The following is a 14,701-nucleotide window of genomic DNA, read 5'->3' as shown; positions in this document are numbered from 1 at the left end:
CATAATACCATTATTCACTGTCATCTGTTATATCATAATACACCATCTTATCCGGCAGTTTGATATTCGGAACCCATATTTTCTCTCCGCCCCAGCCTTTTTCTCCTGTCATCTGATACATAGTAAGAACAATCTTGTCCGTAACAGATGCGCCTAACTGCCAGTCATTAGGAGACAGCAGCGCACCCGTACCCTTCGCCACGTTCCTGTTCCTCCTGACAATCAGAACCCCCTGGCCTGCCGGTTTTTCAGCAAGCACCATATCAATAATAGAACGGAAAACACTTACTTTAAAATCATCCTCCGACTTGATATGGGAAAAAACCTCCTGCATCAAACGAAGACTCACCTGATAACACGGCTGTGAATCATCAAATGCCTCCAGAAGCTGGTCAATGTCAGCAATCGTATCATTCTCTGGCGAATATGGATAATAATTTGTCCCCCCTGAAATCATGGCCAGTTTCTTATTATCCAGAACATTCTTCCTTGTCGGATTCAATCCCTCCGGATAATAAATCTTCACATCCGCAGTTCCCCTCTCCACCTGGGAAATAATAGAATTATTCGTTGCATTGATATCCGCAAACAGCTTATACAAATGCTCGTCAATAAACACCTTCATAAGCCCGGCATCCCTGTCATAGCCGAACATACGGCTGTGCTGCCACATCGTATCTGCCTGCGGCTTCTTGGCCGTTCTGGTATAATAAATCGTCTGCAGTCCCGCAAAAGTAACACCCCGTCCAAGCGTATTCCCGCCGATAATCACATTAGAGCCCGATGCATAATCATCACTGCCTACATCGGAACTTCCGTTCATGACCAGAACCTTAATTTCATCATTTTCCAGCAGTTTCTGTATAAAATCCAAAACCTCTCCAAACGGCTTCTTCTCAAATTTAACCGGGTTCAGCTGCTCATACCGCTGCCTGGCCTGCACAGTAAATCCGTCATCCCTGCACCTTTCCTTGAAATCCCCCAAAACCTTAAACACATCCTGCTGGTATTTTCCATGCACCGCCTTCCGAACACTGGGATGAATTAAAAAATTTGCCACCCCTTTTCCCGCTGTCAGCATGATACCCGATACCACCAGATGATGCATTAACGCCTCTTCCAACGGATCTCTCAAAGAATCTATATAAGAAATACACTCCCCGGCTCCTTCCGCCGGAAAGAAAAAGTCTCCCCCAAGATACCCGTTTCCCGGCCGGAAATAATAAGCAAAATATGGATGCCACCCTGATGACATTGTCTGCAGCAACAGCGCCTGCGGCGTCCCCGTAACCTGCAGATAAATACTGCACGCCGATCTCGCCTTAATATCATCCAGATACCTGTTGATAGAAGACCTGCCGTTTCTGTTGACCATCGTATTCAGAGAGGCCGCATCTGCCTCATCATCAATAATGAACAGCGGGTTTCCCCTCATAAACCCCGTAGACCCCAGAATATTAGACCACTGCTTCAAAGTCCTTACATTCTTCTTCAACACAATGATGGCCGGCTGCATCAGACAGTTTTCTGCAAAAATCTCCGAATCATATTCGTCACATATACAGAACCCCTCCAAGTCCTCCCTCACCCGCTCAATGGTCTGCTGCTGGAGTATGACATTATCTGTTGTCAAAATCAAAAATACCGGAAACCCCAGATCTGCCGCCACAGAAATCACGCCGAACATCTGCCCTGTTTTTCCGGACTGCACATTTCCAAAGAGAAGCCCTACCTCATGCTCACAAAAAGAAAAACCCTCTAAATACTTCGGCGCGATATTATCCACCGTTTTCTGGATAGAATCAGCTAACTGCTTATTCCCCCGCCCCTCTATCCTCTTTAAGTACGTTTCAAGATATTTCATCTTCTGCCTCCTGCTGATGCCTGCTCTCCGGAAGGAAAGACAGCATCCATACTTCCAGTTCCGTACCATCCTCCGTCTTCGTCACAATATCTGTCTTTGTCAGCGTGATCGTATCCCTCCCGTATTTATTCAGCATCTTATGTGTGATAACGCCTTTCCCGTCCAGGTCACTTTCCACCCGGTTCACCGGCTCCACCAGGCCGGCCGCCACAAGGCGCCCTTTAATCCAGCGCCCCATGATCTTCAAATCGTCTTTTGAATATAGATTTTTATTGTTCTGTCCGCAGGTCCAGGCCTGGAACTTCCAGCCGTCATCCGTAACCGCCATAAAGGGCTGCTGATGCAGGGGATAGCCCGGCAGATCCCTGATAGACTTACTGACCACCATTTCAATCTCCCACCAGACACGCTTTCTTCCGCTTGCATAGCAGACATTGATATTGGACCCCATCATAGACTGATCATTCTCATCCTCCGGCACTTTCAACGGAAGCTCAAAGGAAACATCCGTCATCCTCTTCTTATAAGCATCCACTTCCTCCGGCGTAACTTTGGACACAAATTCCTGATCCACCAGCGCCCGGTTGACCTCCCGAATCAGAGGCACATCCCGCAGATCAGCTATATTAGCCGAACACCTTGGAAGCATAATGTCCCTGACATGGGCAGAAATCTCCTGCAGTTCCTTCGGTTCCTCCGTCACCGCCGACAATTCATACTGGCGCAGATTGGATGCCTCCAGCTTGACTGCCCCCAGATTATGCGAACCAACCACAGCAGAAAACGGCTTTCCATTCTTATAAAAAACATACACTTTCCCATGATATTTAAACGCCCTCACCAGACGCACTTCACCAATCCCGCGCCCAGTCCAGTCCTCATTCAAAGCCGCCGCTACATTATATGTACCCTCCGGCATGCCCTCATGATAATACATGCCGATTGTCAGACATACCCTCTTTACTCCGGCCTCGTCAACCAGCCCCTGCAGCTCTTTTAAAGCCGCCTTCGACACATACCCCACTGCAATATCTATTTCATCCGCCTCATGCACAGCATCCATAAAATAATCTATAAAAGCTGTCTGCCCGTCTCCCAGCTTTAACGGGAGTATATTAGAATATAATAACCGCATTTTCCCTTCTCCATTTTCATTAGTCACTGCAATTATAGCAGACATACCCGGCACTTTCTACCATCACTCATCATCCACCCCATAAAACGTCCTGTCTCCCTGCACGTTCAACTCAAAAATGCATTCTTCAATCACCCGGATACACTCCCCGCAGTTCTTTAAAATATCCTTTCCCCAAAACCGGATCACTGTCCAGCCCATGAACATGAGAGCCTTATTCACCTCATCATCCCGCTCCATATTCCTCAATATCTTTTTCTTCCAATACTCCGGATTGTTTCCCGCCTCCAGACGCGGCTTCAAAACCTCCCAGTCCTTCCCATGAAAAAATTCACTGTCACAAAAAATCGCTATCTTATACTTTGTCAGCGCAATATCCGGCTTACCCGGCAGGGCGGCATAATTCTTCCTATACCGGAATCCCCTTGCCCACAGCTCCTTGCGCAGCATCAACTCAATGCTGGTATCACTGGATCTGATATTCCGCATATTCTTATGCCGCTGTTCCTTCGTAAGATTATCCACTTCATCAGCCCCAAACACAATATAAACAACTTTTAACTATTTCCATCACCTATCCAAGATACTCGATTTCAAGGCTGTTAGGAGAAGTAAAAGTCACCCTGACTTTCCCGCCTACTTGTGCGCCAACGCTTCTGTACCAATTACCTATGCCCTTTAAATTTCCTGCTTCCGCAAACTGCTTTGCATAAACATCCCCTGCACAGCTACAGCCCTGTGCAAGCAGAATGCCAGAATAACGCCCATTTACAGCAACACAGCGATACCTAGGATTTGCCGTGGGATGATTGTCATTAAATATATCAAACCGCTCTGCATACTGCCTTGGTATTTTAATATAACCCTCCCCGTAAATCGGATCACGGGTATCAGTATAGCGGTATGTACCCCATCCTAAATGGGACGGTTTCAAAGTAACTGTAAATGTGTCTCCTGCTCTTGGCATAAAACTCTCCTTCCTATTGTTTAATCTACAAATAATTTCCCTTCTATTTTCCCTGATGCTTCCTGAGACATTATACTATAATCAATTACAGTATTTTCCTTAATATCTTTAAATACTAAGTATTTACTAAGCATTAGAGCCTCCTCTGGTCTAAGACCGTCCATTTCCCACTTTATTATTACATTATCATTTGCATCATATATTTTTTCGTATTCTATTTGATGTTTTAATTCTTCTAGCATTTTCTCTTTTTCTATAGCCAGTGACTGCGAATTAAAATATCTTTTCGCATCAATCATACTATAAAAACCACCATTCCCTTCCCACCCTATATTTTCATCTTCTGTGGGTGTCCAAATAAGTTCTGTAATATTATCGTCATTCAGTTCTTTTGCCATTTCAAATTGAGAACAAAGTGTATTCACCACCATATTTAAATCAAGAAAGCTAACAGATTTAGCTGGTATCTTCAACGTAAGCATTATTTTTTTATCATTAATACGCCCGTTGTTTCGTAATACAACTGGCAATATTTTTATATCTTGGAATGCTGATATATAATTTTCATACTCAAGGGCCTCCGAAATTCTTTTAATAAGATCCCACATAAGCCTTTCTTTTCTCTTTTGCTTGTCAGTTCCCACAAGAACATCTATACCGTTTAACCCTTTTTTCTTTTTCAAACTGCCAAAATCGAAAAAGGACTCATCAAGACATATTCCAAACAACACATTTACATATGTAATTATATTTTCTTTCAGTTTGCTATCCACTACATATTCCTGCGCTTCCGTCTTGCTTTGCGGCATAGGATCTTTAACATTTATGTATTCCTCTCCATTTATAATAATCGGTTGATCTTGAGCATTTACATCTATTTGAATCATTTCATCTATGACTGTTTTCGCTTTTCTATCATTATTTTGCTTTAATTGTATATATCCTTGCAAATCTATAATACCTAATGGTTTAATTTTGTTTAAAAATTTTCCTTTACTATAAAACACAGCTTCTATTGAGGAAAACTGATTATCATTCTTTAATTGTTGCCCACAAGACAAATTAAGCCAATCAAAAATTCTCTTATCATAATGTTCTCTACTAATGCTTTGTCCAGCAGTTGCTAAAAGCAAATCAGCACCTAATATCATTTCAGCTAATCTGGCCAAAACTGATTGTTTAACAGCAAATCCTTTCTTATCAATATATTCATTAAGCATATCCCTAACTTGCGCCAACAAAATATCTTGATCAAAAGGCAGACTCCTAATCATTATTTTATTTGTATCCAGTATAGCTTCATAGCCATTAAGACTATTTTTCATTTTCTGTGTATTTTCACCTTTATAATATTGACCAACTGAATTTATAAAAATATTCGCATTTTCATCCGGAGTCCCTAACAAAATCAACTCATATTGAGATGCTGGCACATCTGCTAACAAGTCTTCAATCCATTTTATTATATTTTCTCTTGAAAAAAGATTTATTGATGATTTTACTTGAATTGCTTCTATAATCACATCATCATCTAACAACGCAATATCAACTTTATCAAGCGGGGAGTTATATTCAACTGATATTTTATTCCAACCATTTTTCCCCAATGCTTTTATTATTGCAACAATTCCTTGGTAAACATATCCTCTTATCCCCGCTTGGCCACCCATACATTCTCTCCCTTATAAACGAAAAATCCAGCAAGAATCTTAAAATTATTATGTATCATCTTCTCTCAAATATCTGTACATGTGAAATCATTATGCTATCATTCGTCATATATTATATCAAAATAGCCTCCATCTTACAATTACAACCCTTAAAATTCACTTACAAAAACATTCCTCTTCTTCCTAAATATCTACTTTAAACGGTAAAAAAGGTTCATTGGCTACCTTTACCAATGAACCTTTTTATACCTAATCCAACTATCTCTATTCTTGCTTCCGCCCATTCATCTGGAACATATCATGCCCCATAATATTCTTCACCGCCTGCCCCAGACTCCTTGCCCTCCCATGCTGATGATAAGGCTGGGAAGCCCTATGTTTATGGAAAATAATGCACTCCCCTTCCCCCGGATACTCCGGATTATGGATATACCAGATATGCCCCGTATTCTTAGACTGAATCGTCACATCATAATTCTCCGCCAGGATAATGTTAAAATAAGACTTATCCAGCTTCTCTATCTCTTCCGCTCGGAACATCTGCATCCCCTCCCTTCCCGAACCATGCCGCCAGCGCTTCCTCCACAATCCCCGCCACGTCCGCAGGTTTCACACCGGCAAAATACCTCTCATACACATCCGCTGACAACTTGACGGATTTTCCGGCAGAATCCTTCTTCCCTTTCCCGCCGACAAGCGTTTCCAGCACCCTCTTCTCCGTCACACTCCCGACCATGCCCCTGACGCACTTCGCCGTCTTCGCATCCAGCCTGATCTTCCCCTTCTCTGCCAGCCCGGACACCACTTTCTGCTCCTTCCCCGACAGATAAGACAGATCCACCGCCGCCACCAGAGGCAGCGTCCCCTCGTCCAGCCGCTCCTTCAAAGGTTCCTCCAACTGCTGTACCCGCATATACCTGGCAATATTCCTCCCGGTCATCCCATACTCTTCCCCGATGGCATCCCGGCTCTTCAACTTGTGGACATCATGTCCACAAGTCCCCGCCGTGTCCTGCCCATTCAGCCTGGCAATCTCTTCCAGAATGTCATTCCGCCTCCCCTGACTGCTGACCTTCTCATACCGCTCCGCCAGCACAGCCGCCTTCTCGGACGGCAGAAGCTCCGCAAAGCCCCTCTGTATCACATTGGTCTCGATCACATAGACATAGGCTTCCTCTTCCGTCAGGTCCGTCTTCACGATAGCCGGAATCTCCGCCAGCCCGGCCAGCTTCCCCGCCATCTGCCTGTTATGCCCGGCCAGCATCTCATACCCGTCCCCCTCCTGCCACACGATCACCGGATTCAGAACGCCATGCTCCCTAATGCTCTCCACCATGTCCTCCAGACGCTCCCCCTCATACAGCCGGAAAGGATGCTTCCGGAACGGGCGGATACTGTCAATGGGCAGCATCCTGATCCCGTTCTCCGGAGCGGAAACCTCTTCCGCCCCCGCCAGAAGGTCCACAGCGTCATTAAAAATCTTCCTCTTCGTCCCATTAGCCTTCATACGAAACCAACTCCTTTGCAAACTTTCTATAAGCCATCCCCGCGCTCGCCTTCGGGCTGTACTCCGCCACCGGCAGGCTGTAATAAATGCTCTCCCCCACCTTCACCGTACTGGGAATCCTCGTCTCAAACACCCGTATCTGCTCCTGGAAGCTCTCCGTCACTTCCTCCGTCAGAACCCTGCACAGCTTCGTCCTGGGCTCGCACATGGTCATCAGGATACCCGCAATCCCCAGCCCCGGATTGATCCGCTTCCTGATCTTCACCACCGTCCGCAGAAAATCCTGCATCCCCATCATAGCCAGAAGCTGGGGGTTCACCGTGATAATCACTTCATCCGAAGCAGCCAGGGCATTGATTGTCAAAGTCCCAAGGGACGGACAGGTATCAATCAAAATATAATCATACTTCTCCCGCAGCGGCTCCAGAATCCCGGGCAACATCTTTTCCGCCCCCATCTCCAGCCGCAGCTTCGCATCCACCACCGACAGATAAATAGACGATGGGATGAAGTCCACCCCGTCCTTCGTCCGTATGTACTTCTTCGGGGACGGCAGCTTCATATCCTCAATCTGCGCCATCATCAGATGCCCAATAGTATCATCCAAAACCCCCGTATCCTCCACACCAAAGCACGTTGTCAGATTCGCCTGGCTGTCAAAATCCACAGCCAGAACCCTCTTCCCCATCTTCCGCAGGCAGTACGCCAGATTGAACGTAGTTGTTGTCTTCGCCGTACCCCCTTTTTGTGAACCGATCACATAAATCTTACCCATATATCAAAACCTCACTTTCCTCTCTGCCACCATGCTTAACTGCTGTTCCTCAAACACATCAATGTAATCCACCGACTCCCTCGGTTCAATGACCAGCTTCCCTTCCTCACACCGGACCGTCAGGAGCGTCCCCGCCCCAAAGCCCAATTCTTCCAGCCAAAGCCCCTTTAATGTGATTGTAGGCGTCGGCTTATAATTATGCCCGCTCTGCTCATATACCTTATATTTTCTAACATCCTTTTTTGCCATAAAACTTTTCCTCCTGAAATTGAGTAGACAGACAGCTTCCCTGCCCACAGACCATACCTTACAGAACTTGACCGTCCTGCGAAAAGAAAAAGGACCTCAAATCACCTTCCGGTTTCCCGGCCAGGGTGAATCAAAGTCCTATCTTTGTTATTTCTTTTATAACCTCACACTTCTCTAAAGCCAGTACCTCCGCTATGCACAGAGTCCCATCTGACTTTCAGTATAGTAGGTATTGATATGTACGGCGCCGTCCTCTCTCCACCCCGCATGGGATAAAAAAATAGGACTAAGGAGTGCAAACCCGTTGATTTTACTGGGTTTCTCTAACCTTGTCCCAATTATAACACCATCATCTCTGAATGGATGTATGCAGAGAAAATCCAAAATAATGCAAGGAATCAATAGCAGTTGGTTTATATTGGCGTCACTACGTGCTTCCATATAGGCAAGCTCTAACTGTTCCATAGCCTTTGGCGTTTCATTTGCAGGGGTGGGACGAAAACGAACACGCCTGTTTCCGTCTGTATCGATTTCCAAAATCACATTATCGTCTGTTTTATATTGACCGCCATATTCATAACCTGCAAATGCCATCATCATTTCGTGCAAATGCAAAATATCACGCTCACAAAAATCAATACGCTCATAGTCTAAATGAATTTCATTTAATGCATCTCTATATCCGGCAATTTCCGCTTCATTATGATTCAACGGAGCGCTGTTCTGATTGACGATAGCGGCAATACGCTCGTCACTTGTAACAATACCCTCAATAGCATTAGAACTCTTAATCGACTGTACCTTTGCAACTGCCTCTAACTCCGAAAAAATTTGGGTATATTCCTCTTTTCGCACTCCCGCCATTGTTTTCAATGCCGAAATATTTGAAGTAAGATTCACCAAATTTGCAGGCAGTAAGCCGTTGTTTAAAAAAGAGTAATCGAATTTCCTCATATCACACCATCCTTTCTGCATATTATTGCAACATATTATATGCAGAAAATCAAGCAATATCTGTTTTATCTGCACATAAAACGGAATAAATTATGCAGGTATGAGGAAACAATGTGCAGAAACTTATAAAAAGCAGTACAGAATGATTACATACTGCCTTCATCAAATGCTCATTTTACAGCATGCCAGTCTTTTTCAGATATGTAATGCCGTCACTATATCCTCTGAGATAAAATCTCTGCCGTTCCATACTGTCGCACCGAATCTGCATGAAAAAAGGCGTCCATCTGATAAGATGAAACGCCACGGCAACCAGCGGTCAGGCAATACACCGGACCGCTGACGCTATTAAATTTTGTTCGTTAATGAAACAGCCTCCTTTTTTCGATATTTTTCTCGTCAGATTTCAACTTGGAAAAGAAATTGAATAAATGGCGGCAAACGCGTGGACTCCTTGAAAATCAAGGCTTTTTCCGTTTGTCGTTATTATACCGTAACGGCATTCACACATTTCTTTGTTGATTGAGATGGGTTTTTCAGCACTTGCCATAGCAGACAGAGTAAGGCATGAGAGTATAGACATCACCTATCGCTATTATGGAAAGCAAAATATTATGGCAAGTATCGCTGACAGATTCCCATATATAAGCGGAATCTGCCAGGATTTTCTTTCCATAATTATTGCTTAAGTCTATTAAGCCAATCAAGGAGCGATTTATCCTCCGTCCAGTCGGCTTTGGGTTTATCAGGCACTACATCCTTGCCGGATTTCATTTTATCCAGCGCCGCTTTCTTCATCTTGATGCTTGTTTTTGAGTATATATGCAATACCCTGGCGGGTGAGTTTTTTCCCCTGTGAATTAAAGAACAGAGGATGCTCATAGTGGGCAGGGCTGTCAAGCCCATGTTCAGACAGATACTGTTTCAGGAGAGATGCCGTTTTGTCCATCAGCAGGACGCTGCGGCTTTTCCTTCCCTTTCCGAACAGCTTCACCTGGGCAGGCGCGTCAAGCCGTATGCTGCCAACACAGAGATCAGCAAGTTCCTGTACACGTGCACCACTGTCATAAAGAAGGGTGAGCAGCATCTGGTCCCTGCGCCCTTTCCTTGTTGAGGTGTCAGGCAGTGTAAGGCGCTGGTTGTGGGTGCTTCTGCCGTTGCCACATCCGGCTTCCAGCCAGTTTAAGAACCCAGTTATCCTTTCCATGGACAGCTCGTCCAGGAGGAAGCTGCTGAGGAGCCGGGCAAAGTCAGTCGTCTTCATACGCTGTCTTCACCTCCATATCCGGTATGATGTCCGCATAGGCGGCATTCACCCTGTGCCATCCTGTGTCGCCTGCCGCCAGTTTGGCTGTCTTTGCACAAACGCCCCACACAGTTCTTTGGGTAGCCCTGCGCTGCAGTCATAACCATCGCTCATCTGGTCAAGCACATGCAGCATCCGCTCCTGTTCATGGTACTTGAACCCCAAGGGCCCGCTTTTCAGCGAGAAAGGCAGACATATATGGGGCAAGCTGCCCATTGAAGCCTTTATTGCCTGACATAATCCATCACCTCCACTTCCAGTGCGCATTTGGCGAGCCCGTCAAGGTCTACCCTGAGATAGTGCTTTGCGACCTGCGGGTCCGAGTGGCGCAGCGAATGCCATCCGTAGTGCCTGGACCTGTCAACGGAGATGCCGGCACGCTTGAGTATCTTGCTTATGTTGTGCCTGAGGGTGCTCTTGAAAGGGCTCCCTTTATATGGCGCATTGTGCACCACAAAGATGTTGGGGCAGTCCGTCTCCGGCCTGCCGTTTTTAAGGTAGTTGATAAGCGCCCAGCCGACATCATCGGGAAGGGGGAGCGTCAATGGTTCCTTTGTTTTCCCCTGTATGATGGATATGAGCTTGTTTTCCCAGTCGATGTCATTCATGGTGAGGTTGAGCATATCCCCAATCCGCAGCCCAAGCCTGGCCCCCATAAGGACGATGGCATAATCCCTTTTCCCTGTCGCCGTAGTTGTGTCAACTGCATGGATGATGCTTTCAATCTGTTCCTCGCTCCATACCGTGGGAAGCTTAGCCCTGACCCACTGCGGAAAGGCGCTCAGCAATCGTGACAGGGGCCAGGCCGACCGTGGTCTCTGTAAAACGCAAGACAAGGCCCGGGCTGACGCCATCCAGGTCATGCACTCCAGCCGAGTCAAGATAAAGTATGAAATCCTTTATGACAAAGCGGCACCGGTCATACGGGTAATGGGAACATCCATACTCGACTTCATAACGGAGAAACTCGAGTGTGGCATCCTTGAATGGCTCAGGCCAGACAATCTCCCCATGGAAGTCGTGCAGCCTGAAAAGGATCCCGAAGTTATAGTATTCTGCAAGCGAGCGTATAGCCCTGAAATAATACATTTCGTTTTTGGAGTGTTCTCCAGATGTAACGAATCCGCCAAGCTGCTGGAACTTCCATACAAGGAAGTCCGTCCCCTTTGACTGCGAATAGTCACAGTCGCCTGCATATTCCGTGAATTCGCGGAATACTTTGCTGTACCTGCGCATGGAATCCTCCGAATAGTGAAGATTCCTTAGCTTGGACTCCAGCTCTTTGCACAGGTCAGCAACTTTGATCTGTCTTAACATAACAAACCATCTCCTCTCTAAAAGTAGCGCATAGCGCTCCATGAGGAATATCGGTTTTTATGTAAAGTTCTATTGCCTGGAAGGCTACAGTGACAAGCGGTCAGAGAATTTACTTTCCATAATCACTTGCTTTCTATAATAGGTTCAAGCTGTATATAATCAGCAATAGCCGATATAATTTTGTTTGTTACTTTTTCTTCTTGTTCATTAAGTGTCAGCACTAAAATTTTTCCAATATGTCATCACCTTCTTCTCAATAATTGTTCATCATAATCATTGTCAGCTTGTTTGTAATGTTAAGAGGCATTATCTTTGAGCAGAAAATGAGAAATTTGTTATACAGTCCCGGAATGATTAAGCGTTTTCCTCTTACTATTTTAGGATAAGCTATTTTAACAACTTGTTCGGGTTTCATAACGGCAACTTTAAAAAGTAAGGTTTGTTCTATATTGGCTTTTCGTGCGAATTCGGTTTTCGTTGCTCCGGGACAAAGCAAAGTGATTTTTATTCCTGTATGTCTATATTCTCCGTAAAGGGCATTTGAAAAAGACATAATATATGCTTTTGTGGCGGAATAAACTGCGTCAGATGGAGAGGGAATGAAAGAACCTGTTGAACCGATATTCAATATGTGCCCGTAATTATTCTTTTCCATAATTGTCAAAATACGTTTTGTAAGTTGCGTAACAAAACGTATGTGCAAGTCGATCATTTTTATTTCCTTGCTAATATCTGTTTTGCTAAATAAGCCACACTCATTGAAGCCCGCATTGTTAATAAGGAAATCAACAGGTATATTCCAGTTACATATTTGCTCCATAATTAAATCTACGGCATTTTCTTTTGACAGGTCATATGCAATAAAATTTACAGTTACATGATACTGATTTTGTAAATATAATTGCTGTTGCTCCAGTTTTTGTCTATCTTGTGATACAAGTATGATATTATTTCCCATGCTTGCAAATTTTTCGGCAAATGCTTTTCCAATCCCGCTTGTTGTCCCTGTAATTAAAACATTTTCCATTCCTTTTCCCTGCCCGTGTTTCAAATTATCCTATAATTGCTTATTATGTATCTGCATATACTCTGCCTTTACCTTGTCAATGGTTTTTCCGCCAATGCCAAAGTTTTTGTCAGGCACTTCCTTTATGGTTGTTACAAAAAATTCTTGTGGTATTTTCATAATGTCAGATGATATTTCTGTTAATCGTTTAATCAGTTCCTCCTTTTGCGTATTGGACAAAACACCGCTTTCTACTGTGATATAAGGCATTTTCCATTTCCTCCTATTTTTTCTCGTTAATTTTCTCCATGATTAAATAACTTCCATTCTTCGCTATAGGACATATTTTTAAAGGAAGAATCCTCTAAAAGTTTTTTATAGAATGACAACTTTTTTTGTGTCAATTCAAATGCATTCTGTAAATTAGTCATTTGCTTTTTAATATCCTCCATGTGATTTTGTACCATAGTAAAACGCTGTTCAAGGGTTTCCCCGCCTAGTAATAACAGTGCAACATATTCTTTAATGGAATGAATGGGGATATTTGCCATACGCATACATTGTACCATTTTAATCCATTCAATGTCCTCATCTGTATATTGCCTGTATTTTTGGCTGTTTCTAGCTATTTGGGGCAGTAATTTTTCCTTTTCATAATATCTCAAAGTTGCTGTTGATAATCCTGTCATTTTGGCTGTTTCCTTTGCTGAATACATATTAATCCGCCTTTCTTCTTAATCATAAACTATGAAGTACGCTTCAAGTCAACAAGAAAATTATATCATATGCAGGCGGTTTGTGCCTTTTTTATGGGTTAAAGTATTGATTTTTCGTAGCAAGGTTCAACGCACCAAAACGGTGTGGGAAGTTTGAGATATTTATTTCCGGCTTTGTGGAGGGGGCCTGCAGACCCGCACTGGGGGAATACCTTCAGTATAATGGGCGCTGCTATGCCCTGACTGTCTATCAGAGAATAGCGGAATTTAACAAGGTTATCACGGTAGACATCGGGGACTTTACGCTGGATTACCTTATGATCCGGGGAGAGAAGACAGATTTTGTTGAAGATGTCGTCCGTATTGTGGAGGATATGACAAGGACTTTTTTGAATGACATCCTCGGTACGCTCAGGGAGCGCGGCTTGGGATAATCCTCTTTCTTGCCGGAGCTGTCTGATCTTGGAACCAATGATGTTTTTGGAGGTTCCGTTCCGGTAAATTTTTATAAATACATTCCCTTCTAAAGATGAAGTGTAGAAAAATATCAGGGATAAGCAGTGGATTGATGGTATGAAATAAAACTGATTGTAAAGGAGACACATGGCTTTCCAACGGAACAGAAAGAGAAGCTGGAGGAAATAAAAGAATGTCAGGAGGACTTTGCTTCCGCATAAGAATTACGGGCATACATTCAGGGATATGTAGACTGCATTCAGGTAATGTATCATATGGGGGTTTTGAAAGAGAGTAAAGGATTGAAGTGGGCAGAGAAGGCGGATGATTGAATAAATGTTATGCCCTCACAGCGCCGCTGCACAAGTCAAATACCTTGCAACAGGCTACGGGGCATCAATATTGAATGCATCAGGCACAATGCGTCCAAAGGATGCTGTGGTATTTGACCCTTGCGACAGTCGCCAATATGTCGCAGGGGCGTTCCAGTCCCTGGGTGCGCCTGATAAAATTCTGCGCCAGTTCATTCTGGATCTCCAGAAGAAGGTCATCCAACGTGTTGTAATGTAAATAAAATGTTTTTCGATTGATCTTGGCGCGCTGCGTCAATTCTTTGACAGAAATCTGTTCATAATCCATTTCACAGATCATTTCTTCAAAGGTTTTGCGGATAAATTCTTTAGTCCGCTGAACCCACAGGTCTTCTTTTTTATTTTCTGCCATATACATCTCTCCTTAAAAACGATATTGTATAGAAAAAAACTGCTTGATATGTTTTG

At 44.1% G+C, this 14,701-nt stretch carries 19 protein-coding genes and 1 pseudogene; 2 read left to right on the top strand and 18 right to left on the bottom strand.

The features are described from left to right. Positions 1-10: 10 nt before the first annotated feature. From VV089_RS15625 to VV089_RS15580, 10 genes are all read right to left on the bottom strand, one after another. Positions 11-1,864, bottom strand: coding sequence for a Z1 domain-containing protein (locus tag VV089_RS15625; RefSeq protein ID WP_334336529.1), 1,854 nt, complete (start codon positions 1,862-1,864; stop codon positions 11-13). Continuing rightward, the gene (locus VV089_RS15620; RefSeq protein WP_334336528.1) at positions 1,851-2,999 is read right to left on the bottom strand and encodes a restriction endonuclease PLD domain-containing protein; all 1,149 of its coding nucleotides are present in this window, start codon (positions 2,997-2,999) and stop codon (positions 1,851-1,853) included. The genes VV089_RS15625 and VV089_RS15620 overlap by 14 nt, the downstream gene beginning before the upstream one ends. Before the next feature lie 63 nt (positions 3,000-3,062). Next, entirely contained in the window at positions 3,063-3,524 is a 462-nt protein-coding gene (locus VV089_RS15615; protein ID WP_334336527.1) for a very short patch repair endonuclease, read from the bottom strand. Positions 3,525-3,573: 49 nt separating this feature from the next. Further along, positions 3,574-3,966 (bottom strand): hypothetical protein, encoded by a 393-nt coding sequence (locus VV089_RS15610; RefSeq protein ID WP_334336526.1) that lies wholly within the window; start codon positions 3,964-3,966, stop codon positions 3,574-3,576. A 20-nt stretch (positions 3,967-3,986) separates the two neighbouring features. Further along, the gene (locus tag VV089_RS15605; RefSeq protein WP_334336525.1) at positions 3,987-5,636 is read right to left on the bottom strand and encodes a hypothetical protein; all 1,650 of its coding nucleotides are present in this window, start codon (positions 5,634-5,636) and stop codon (positions 3,987-3,989) included. Positions 5,637-5,900: 264 nt separating this feature from the next. Continuing rightward, entirely contained in the window at positions 5,901-6,176 is a 276-nt protein-coding gene (locus VV089_RS15600; RefSeq protein ID WP_334336524.1) for a hypothetical protein, read from the bottom strand. Beyond that, the gene (locus VV089_RS15595; protein ID WP_334336523.1) at positions 6,142-7,143 is read right to left on the bottom strand and encodes a ParB N-terminal domain-containing protein; all 1,002 of its coding nucleotides are present in this window, start codon (positions 7,141-7,143) and stop codon (positions 6,142-6,144) included. The genes VV089_RS15600 and VV089_RS15595 overlap by 35 nt, the downstream gene beginning before the upstream one ends. Next, complete coding sequence (locus tag VV089_RS15590; RefSeq protein ID WP_334336522.1) at positions 7,133-7,918, bottom strand: ParA family protein; 786 nt, start codon at positions 7,916-7,918, stop codon at positions 7,133-7,135. The genes VV089_RS15595 and VV089_RS15590 overlap by 11 nt, the downstream gene beginning before the upstream one ends. A gap of 3 nt (positions 7,919-7,921) precedes the next feature. Further along, positions 7,922-8,167, bottom strand: a complete 246-nt coding sequence (locus tag VV089_RS15585) for a SymE family type I addiction module toxin (RefSeq protein WP_334336521.1) — start codon at positions 8,165-8,167, stop codon at positions 7,922-7,924. A gap of 192 nt (positions 8,168-8,359) precedes the next feature. Next, entirely contained in the window at positions 8,360-9,121 is a 762-nt protein-coding gene (locus tag VV089_RS15580; RefSeq protein WP_334336520.1) for a Fic family protein, read from the bottom strand. Positions 9,122-9,618: 497 nt separating this feature from the next. On the opposite strand from VV089_RS15580, the pseudogene VV089_RS15575 reads away from it, so the two are divergent. Continuing rightward, positions 9,619-9,810, top strand: a pseudogene (locus tag VV089_RS15575) (hypothetical protein); the annotation flags it as partial. Positions 9,811-9,896: 86 nt separating this feature from the next. On the opposite strand, the gene VV089_RS15570 reads toward VV089_RS15575, so the two are convergent. The 7 genes from VV089_RS15570 to VV089_RS15540 all read right to left on the bottom strand — a co-directional run bounded on the left by VV089_RS15570 (position 9,897) and on the right by VV089_RS15540 (position 13,466). Next, complete coding sequence (locus tag VV089_RS15570; protein ID WP_334336519.1) at positions 9,897-10,385, bottom strand: tyrosine-type recombinase/integrase; 489 nt, start codon at positions 10,383-10,385, stop codon at positions 9,897-9,899. Further along, positions 10,372-10,497, bottom strand: a complete 126-nt coding sequence (locus VV089_RS15565) for a hypothetical protein (RefSeq protein WP_334336518.1) — start codon at positions 10,495-10,497, stop codon at positions 10,372-10,374. The genes VV089_RS15570 and VV089_RS15565 overlap by 14 nt, the downstream gene beginning before the upstream one ends. A 154-nt stretch (positions 10,498-10,651) precedes the next feature. After that, a complete protein-coding gene (locus VV089_RS15560) occupies positions 10,652-11,215 on the bottom strand; it encodes a tyrosine-type recombinase/integrase (RefSeq protein ID WP_334336517.1) in 564 nt (187 codons plus the stop codon). Next, a complete protein-coding gene (locus tag VV089_RS15555) occupies positions 11,181-11,744 on the bottom strand; it encodes a hypothetical protein (RefSeq protein WP_334336516.1) in 564 nt (187 codons plus the stop codon). Before VV089_RS15555 ends, VV089_RS15560 begins: the two co-directional genes overlap by 35 nt. 253 nt (positions 11,745-11,997) lie before the next feature. Continuing rightward, entirely contained in the window at positions 11,998-12,771 is a 774-nt protein-coding gene (locus tag VV089_RS15550; protein WP_172544150.1) for an SDR family NAD(P)-dependent oxidoreductase, read from the bottom strand. Between the two features lie 30 nt (positions 12,772-12,801). After that, on the bottom strand, positions 12,802-13,020 hold the full coding sequence (dmpI, locus tag VV089_RS15545) for a 4-oxalocrotonate tautomerase DmpI (protein WP_172544151.1): 219 nt from the start codon (positions 13,018-13,020) through the stop codon (positions 12,802-12,804). 26 nt (positions 13,021-13,046) lie between these two features. Beyond that, a complete protein-coding gene (locus VV089_RS15540) occupies positions 13,047-13,466 on the bottom strand; it encodes a MerR family transcriptional regulator (protein ID WP_334336515.1) in 420 nt (139 codons plus the stop codon). 176 nt (positions 13,467-13,642) lie between these two features. Here VV089_RS15540 and VV089_RS15535 point away from each other — a divergent pair, with 176 nt between their 5' ends. After that, positions 13,643-13,900 (top strand): hypothetical protein, encoded by a 258-nt coding sequence (locus tag VV089_RS15535; RefSeq protein WP_172544153.1) that lies wholly within the window; start codon positions 13,643-13,645, stop codon positions 13,898-13,900. A 433-nt stretch (positions 13,901-14,333) separates the two neighbouring features. On the opposite strand, the gene VV089_RS15530 is transcribed toward VV089_RS15535, so the two are convergent. Further along, positions 14,334-14,645, bottom strand: a complete 312-nt coding sequence (locus tag VV089_RS15530; RefSeq protein WP_334336514.1) for a TetR/AcrR family transcriptional regulator — start codon at positions 14,643-14,645, stop codon at positions 14,334-14,336. Between the last annotated feature and the right edge of the window lie 56 nt (positions 14,646-14,701).

Source organism: Candidatus Merdisoma sp. JLR.KK011 (genome assembly GCF_036941125.1).
Taxonomy (GTDB): Bacteria; Bacillota; Clostridia; order Lachnospirales; family Lachnospiraceae; genus Laedolimicola.
This window is presented reverse-complemented; position numbering and strand designations above follow the sequence as displayed.

Excerpts from the sequence above, each read along its gene's own strand:
- VV089_RS15625 (WP_334336529.1), bottom strand. The coding sequence starts at position 1,864 with ATGAAATATCTTGAAACGTACTTAAAGAGGATAGAGGGGCGGGGGAAT.
- VV089_RS15620 (WP_334336528.1), bottom strand. The coding sequence starts at position 2,999 with ATGCGGTTATTATATTCTAATATACTCCCGTTAAAGCTGGGAGACGGG.
- VV089_RS15610 (WP_334336526.1), bottom strand. The coding sequence starts at position 3,966 with ATGCCAAGAGCAGGAGACACATTTACAGTTACTTTGAAACCGTCCCAT.
- VV089_RS15605 (WP_334336525.1), bottom strand. The coding sequence starts at position 5,636 with ATGGGTGGCCAAGCGGGGATAAGAGGATATGTTTACCAAGGAATTGTT.
- VV089_RS15600 (WP_334336524.1), bottom strand. The coding sequence starts at position 6,176 with ATGTTCCGAGCGGAAGAGATAGAGAAGCTGGATAAGTCTTATTTTAAC.
- VV089_RS15595 (WP_334336523.1), bottom strand. The coding sequence starts at position 7,143 with ATGAAGGCTAATGGGACGAAGAGGAAGATTTTTAATGACGCTGTGGAC.
- VV089_RS15590 (WP_334336522.1), bottom strand. The coding sequence starts at position 7,918 with ATGGGTAAGATTTATGTGATCGGTTCACAAAAAGGGGGTACGGCGAAG.
- VV089_RS15585 (WP_334336521.1), bottom strand. The coding sequence starts at position 8,167 with ATGGCAAAAAAGGATGTTAGAAAATATAAGGTATATGAGCAGAGCGGG.
- VV089_RS15580 (WP_334336520.1), bottom strand. The coding sequence starts at position 9,121 with ATGAGGAAATTCGATTACTCTTTTTTAAACAACGGCTTACTGCCTGCA.
- VV089_RS15570 (WP_334336519.1), bottom strand. The coding sequence starts at position 10,385 with ATGAAGACGACTGACTTTGCCCGGCTCCTCAGCAGCTTCCTCCTGGAC.
- VV089_RS15555 (WP_334336516.1), bottom strand. The coding sequence starts at position 11,744 with ATGTTAAGACAGATCAAAGTTGCTGACCTGTGCAAAGAGCTGGAGTCC.
- VV089_RS15550 (WP_172544150.1), bottom strand. The coding sequence starts at position 12,771 with ATGGAAAATGTTTTAATTACAGGGACAACAAGCGGGATTGGAAAAGCA.
- dmpI (WP_172544151.1), bottom strand. The coding sequence starts at position 13,020 with ATGCCTTATATCACAGTAGAAAGCGGTGTTTTGTCCAATACGCAAAAG.
- VV089_RS15540 (WP_334336515.1), bottom strand. The coding sequence starts at position 13,466 with ATGTATTCAGCAAAGGAAACAGCCAAAATGACAGGATTATCAACAGCA.
- VV089_RS15530 (WP_334336514.1), bottom strand. The coding sequence starts at position 14,645 with ATGGCAGAAAATAAAAAAGAAGACCTGTGGGTTCAGCGGACTAAAGAA.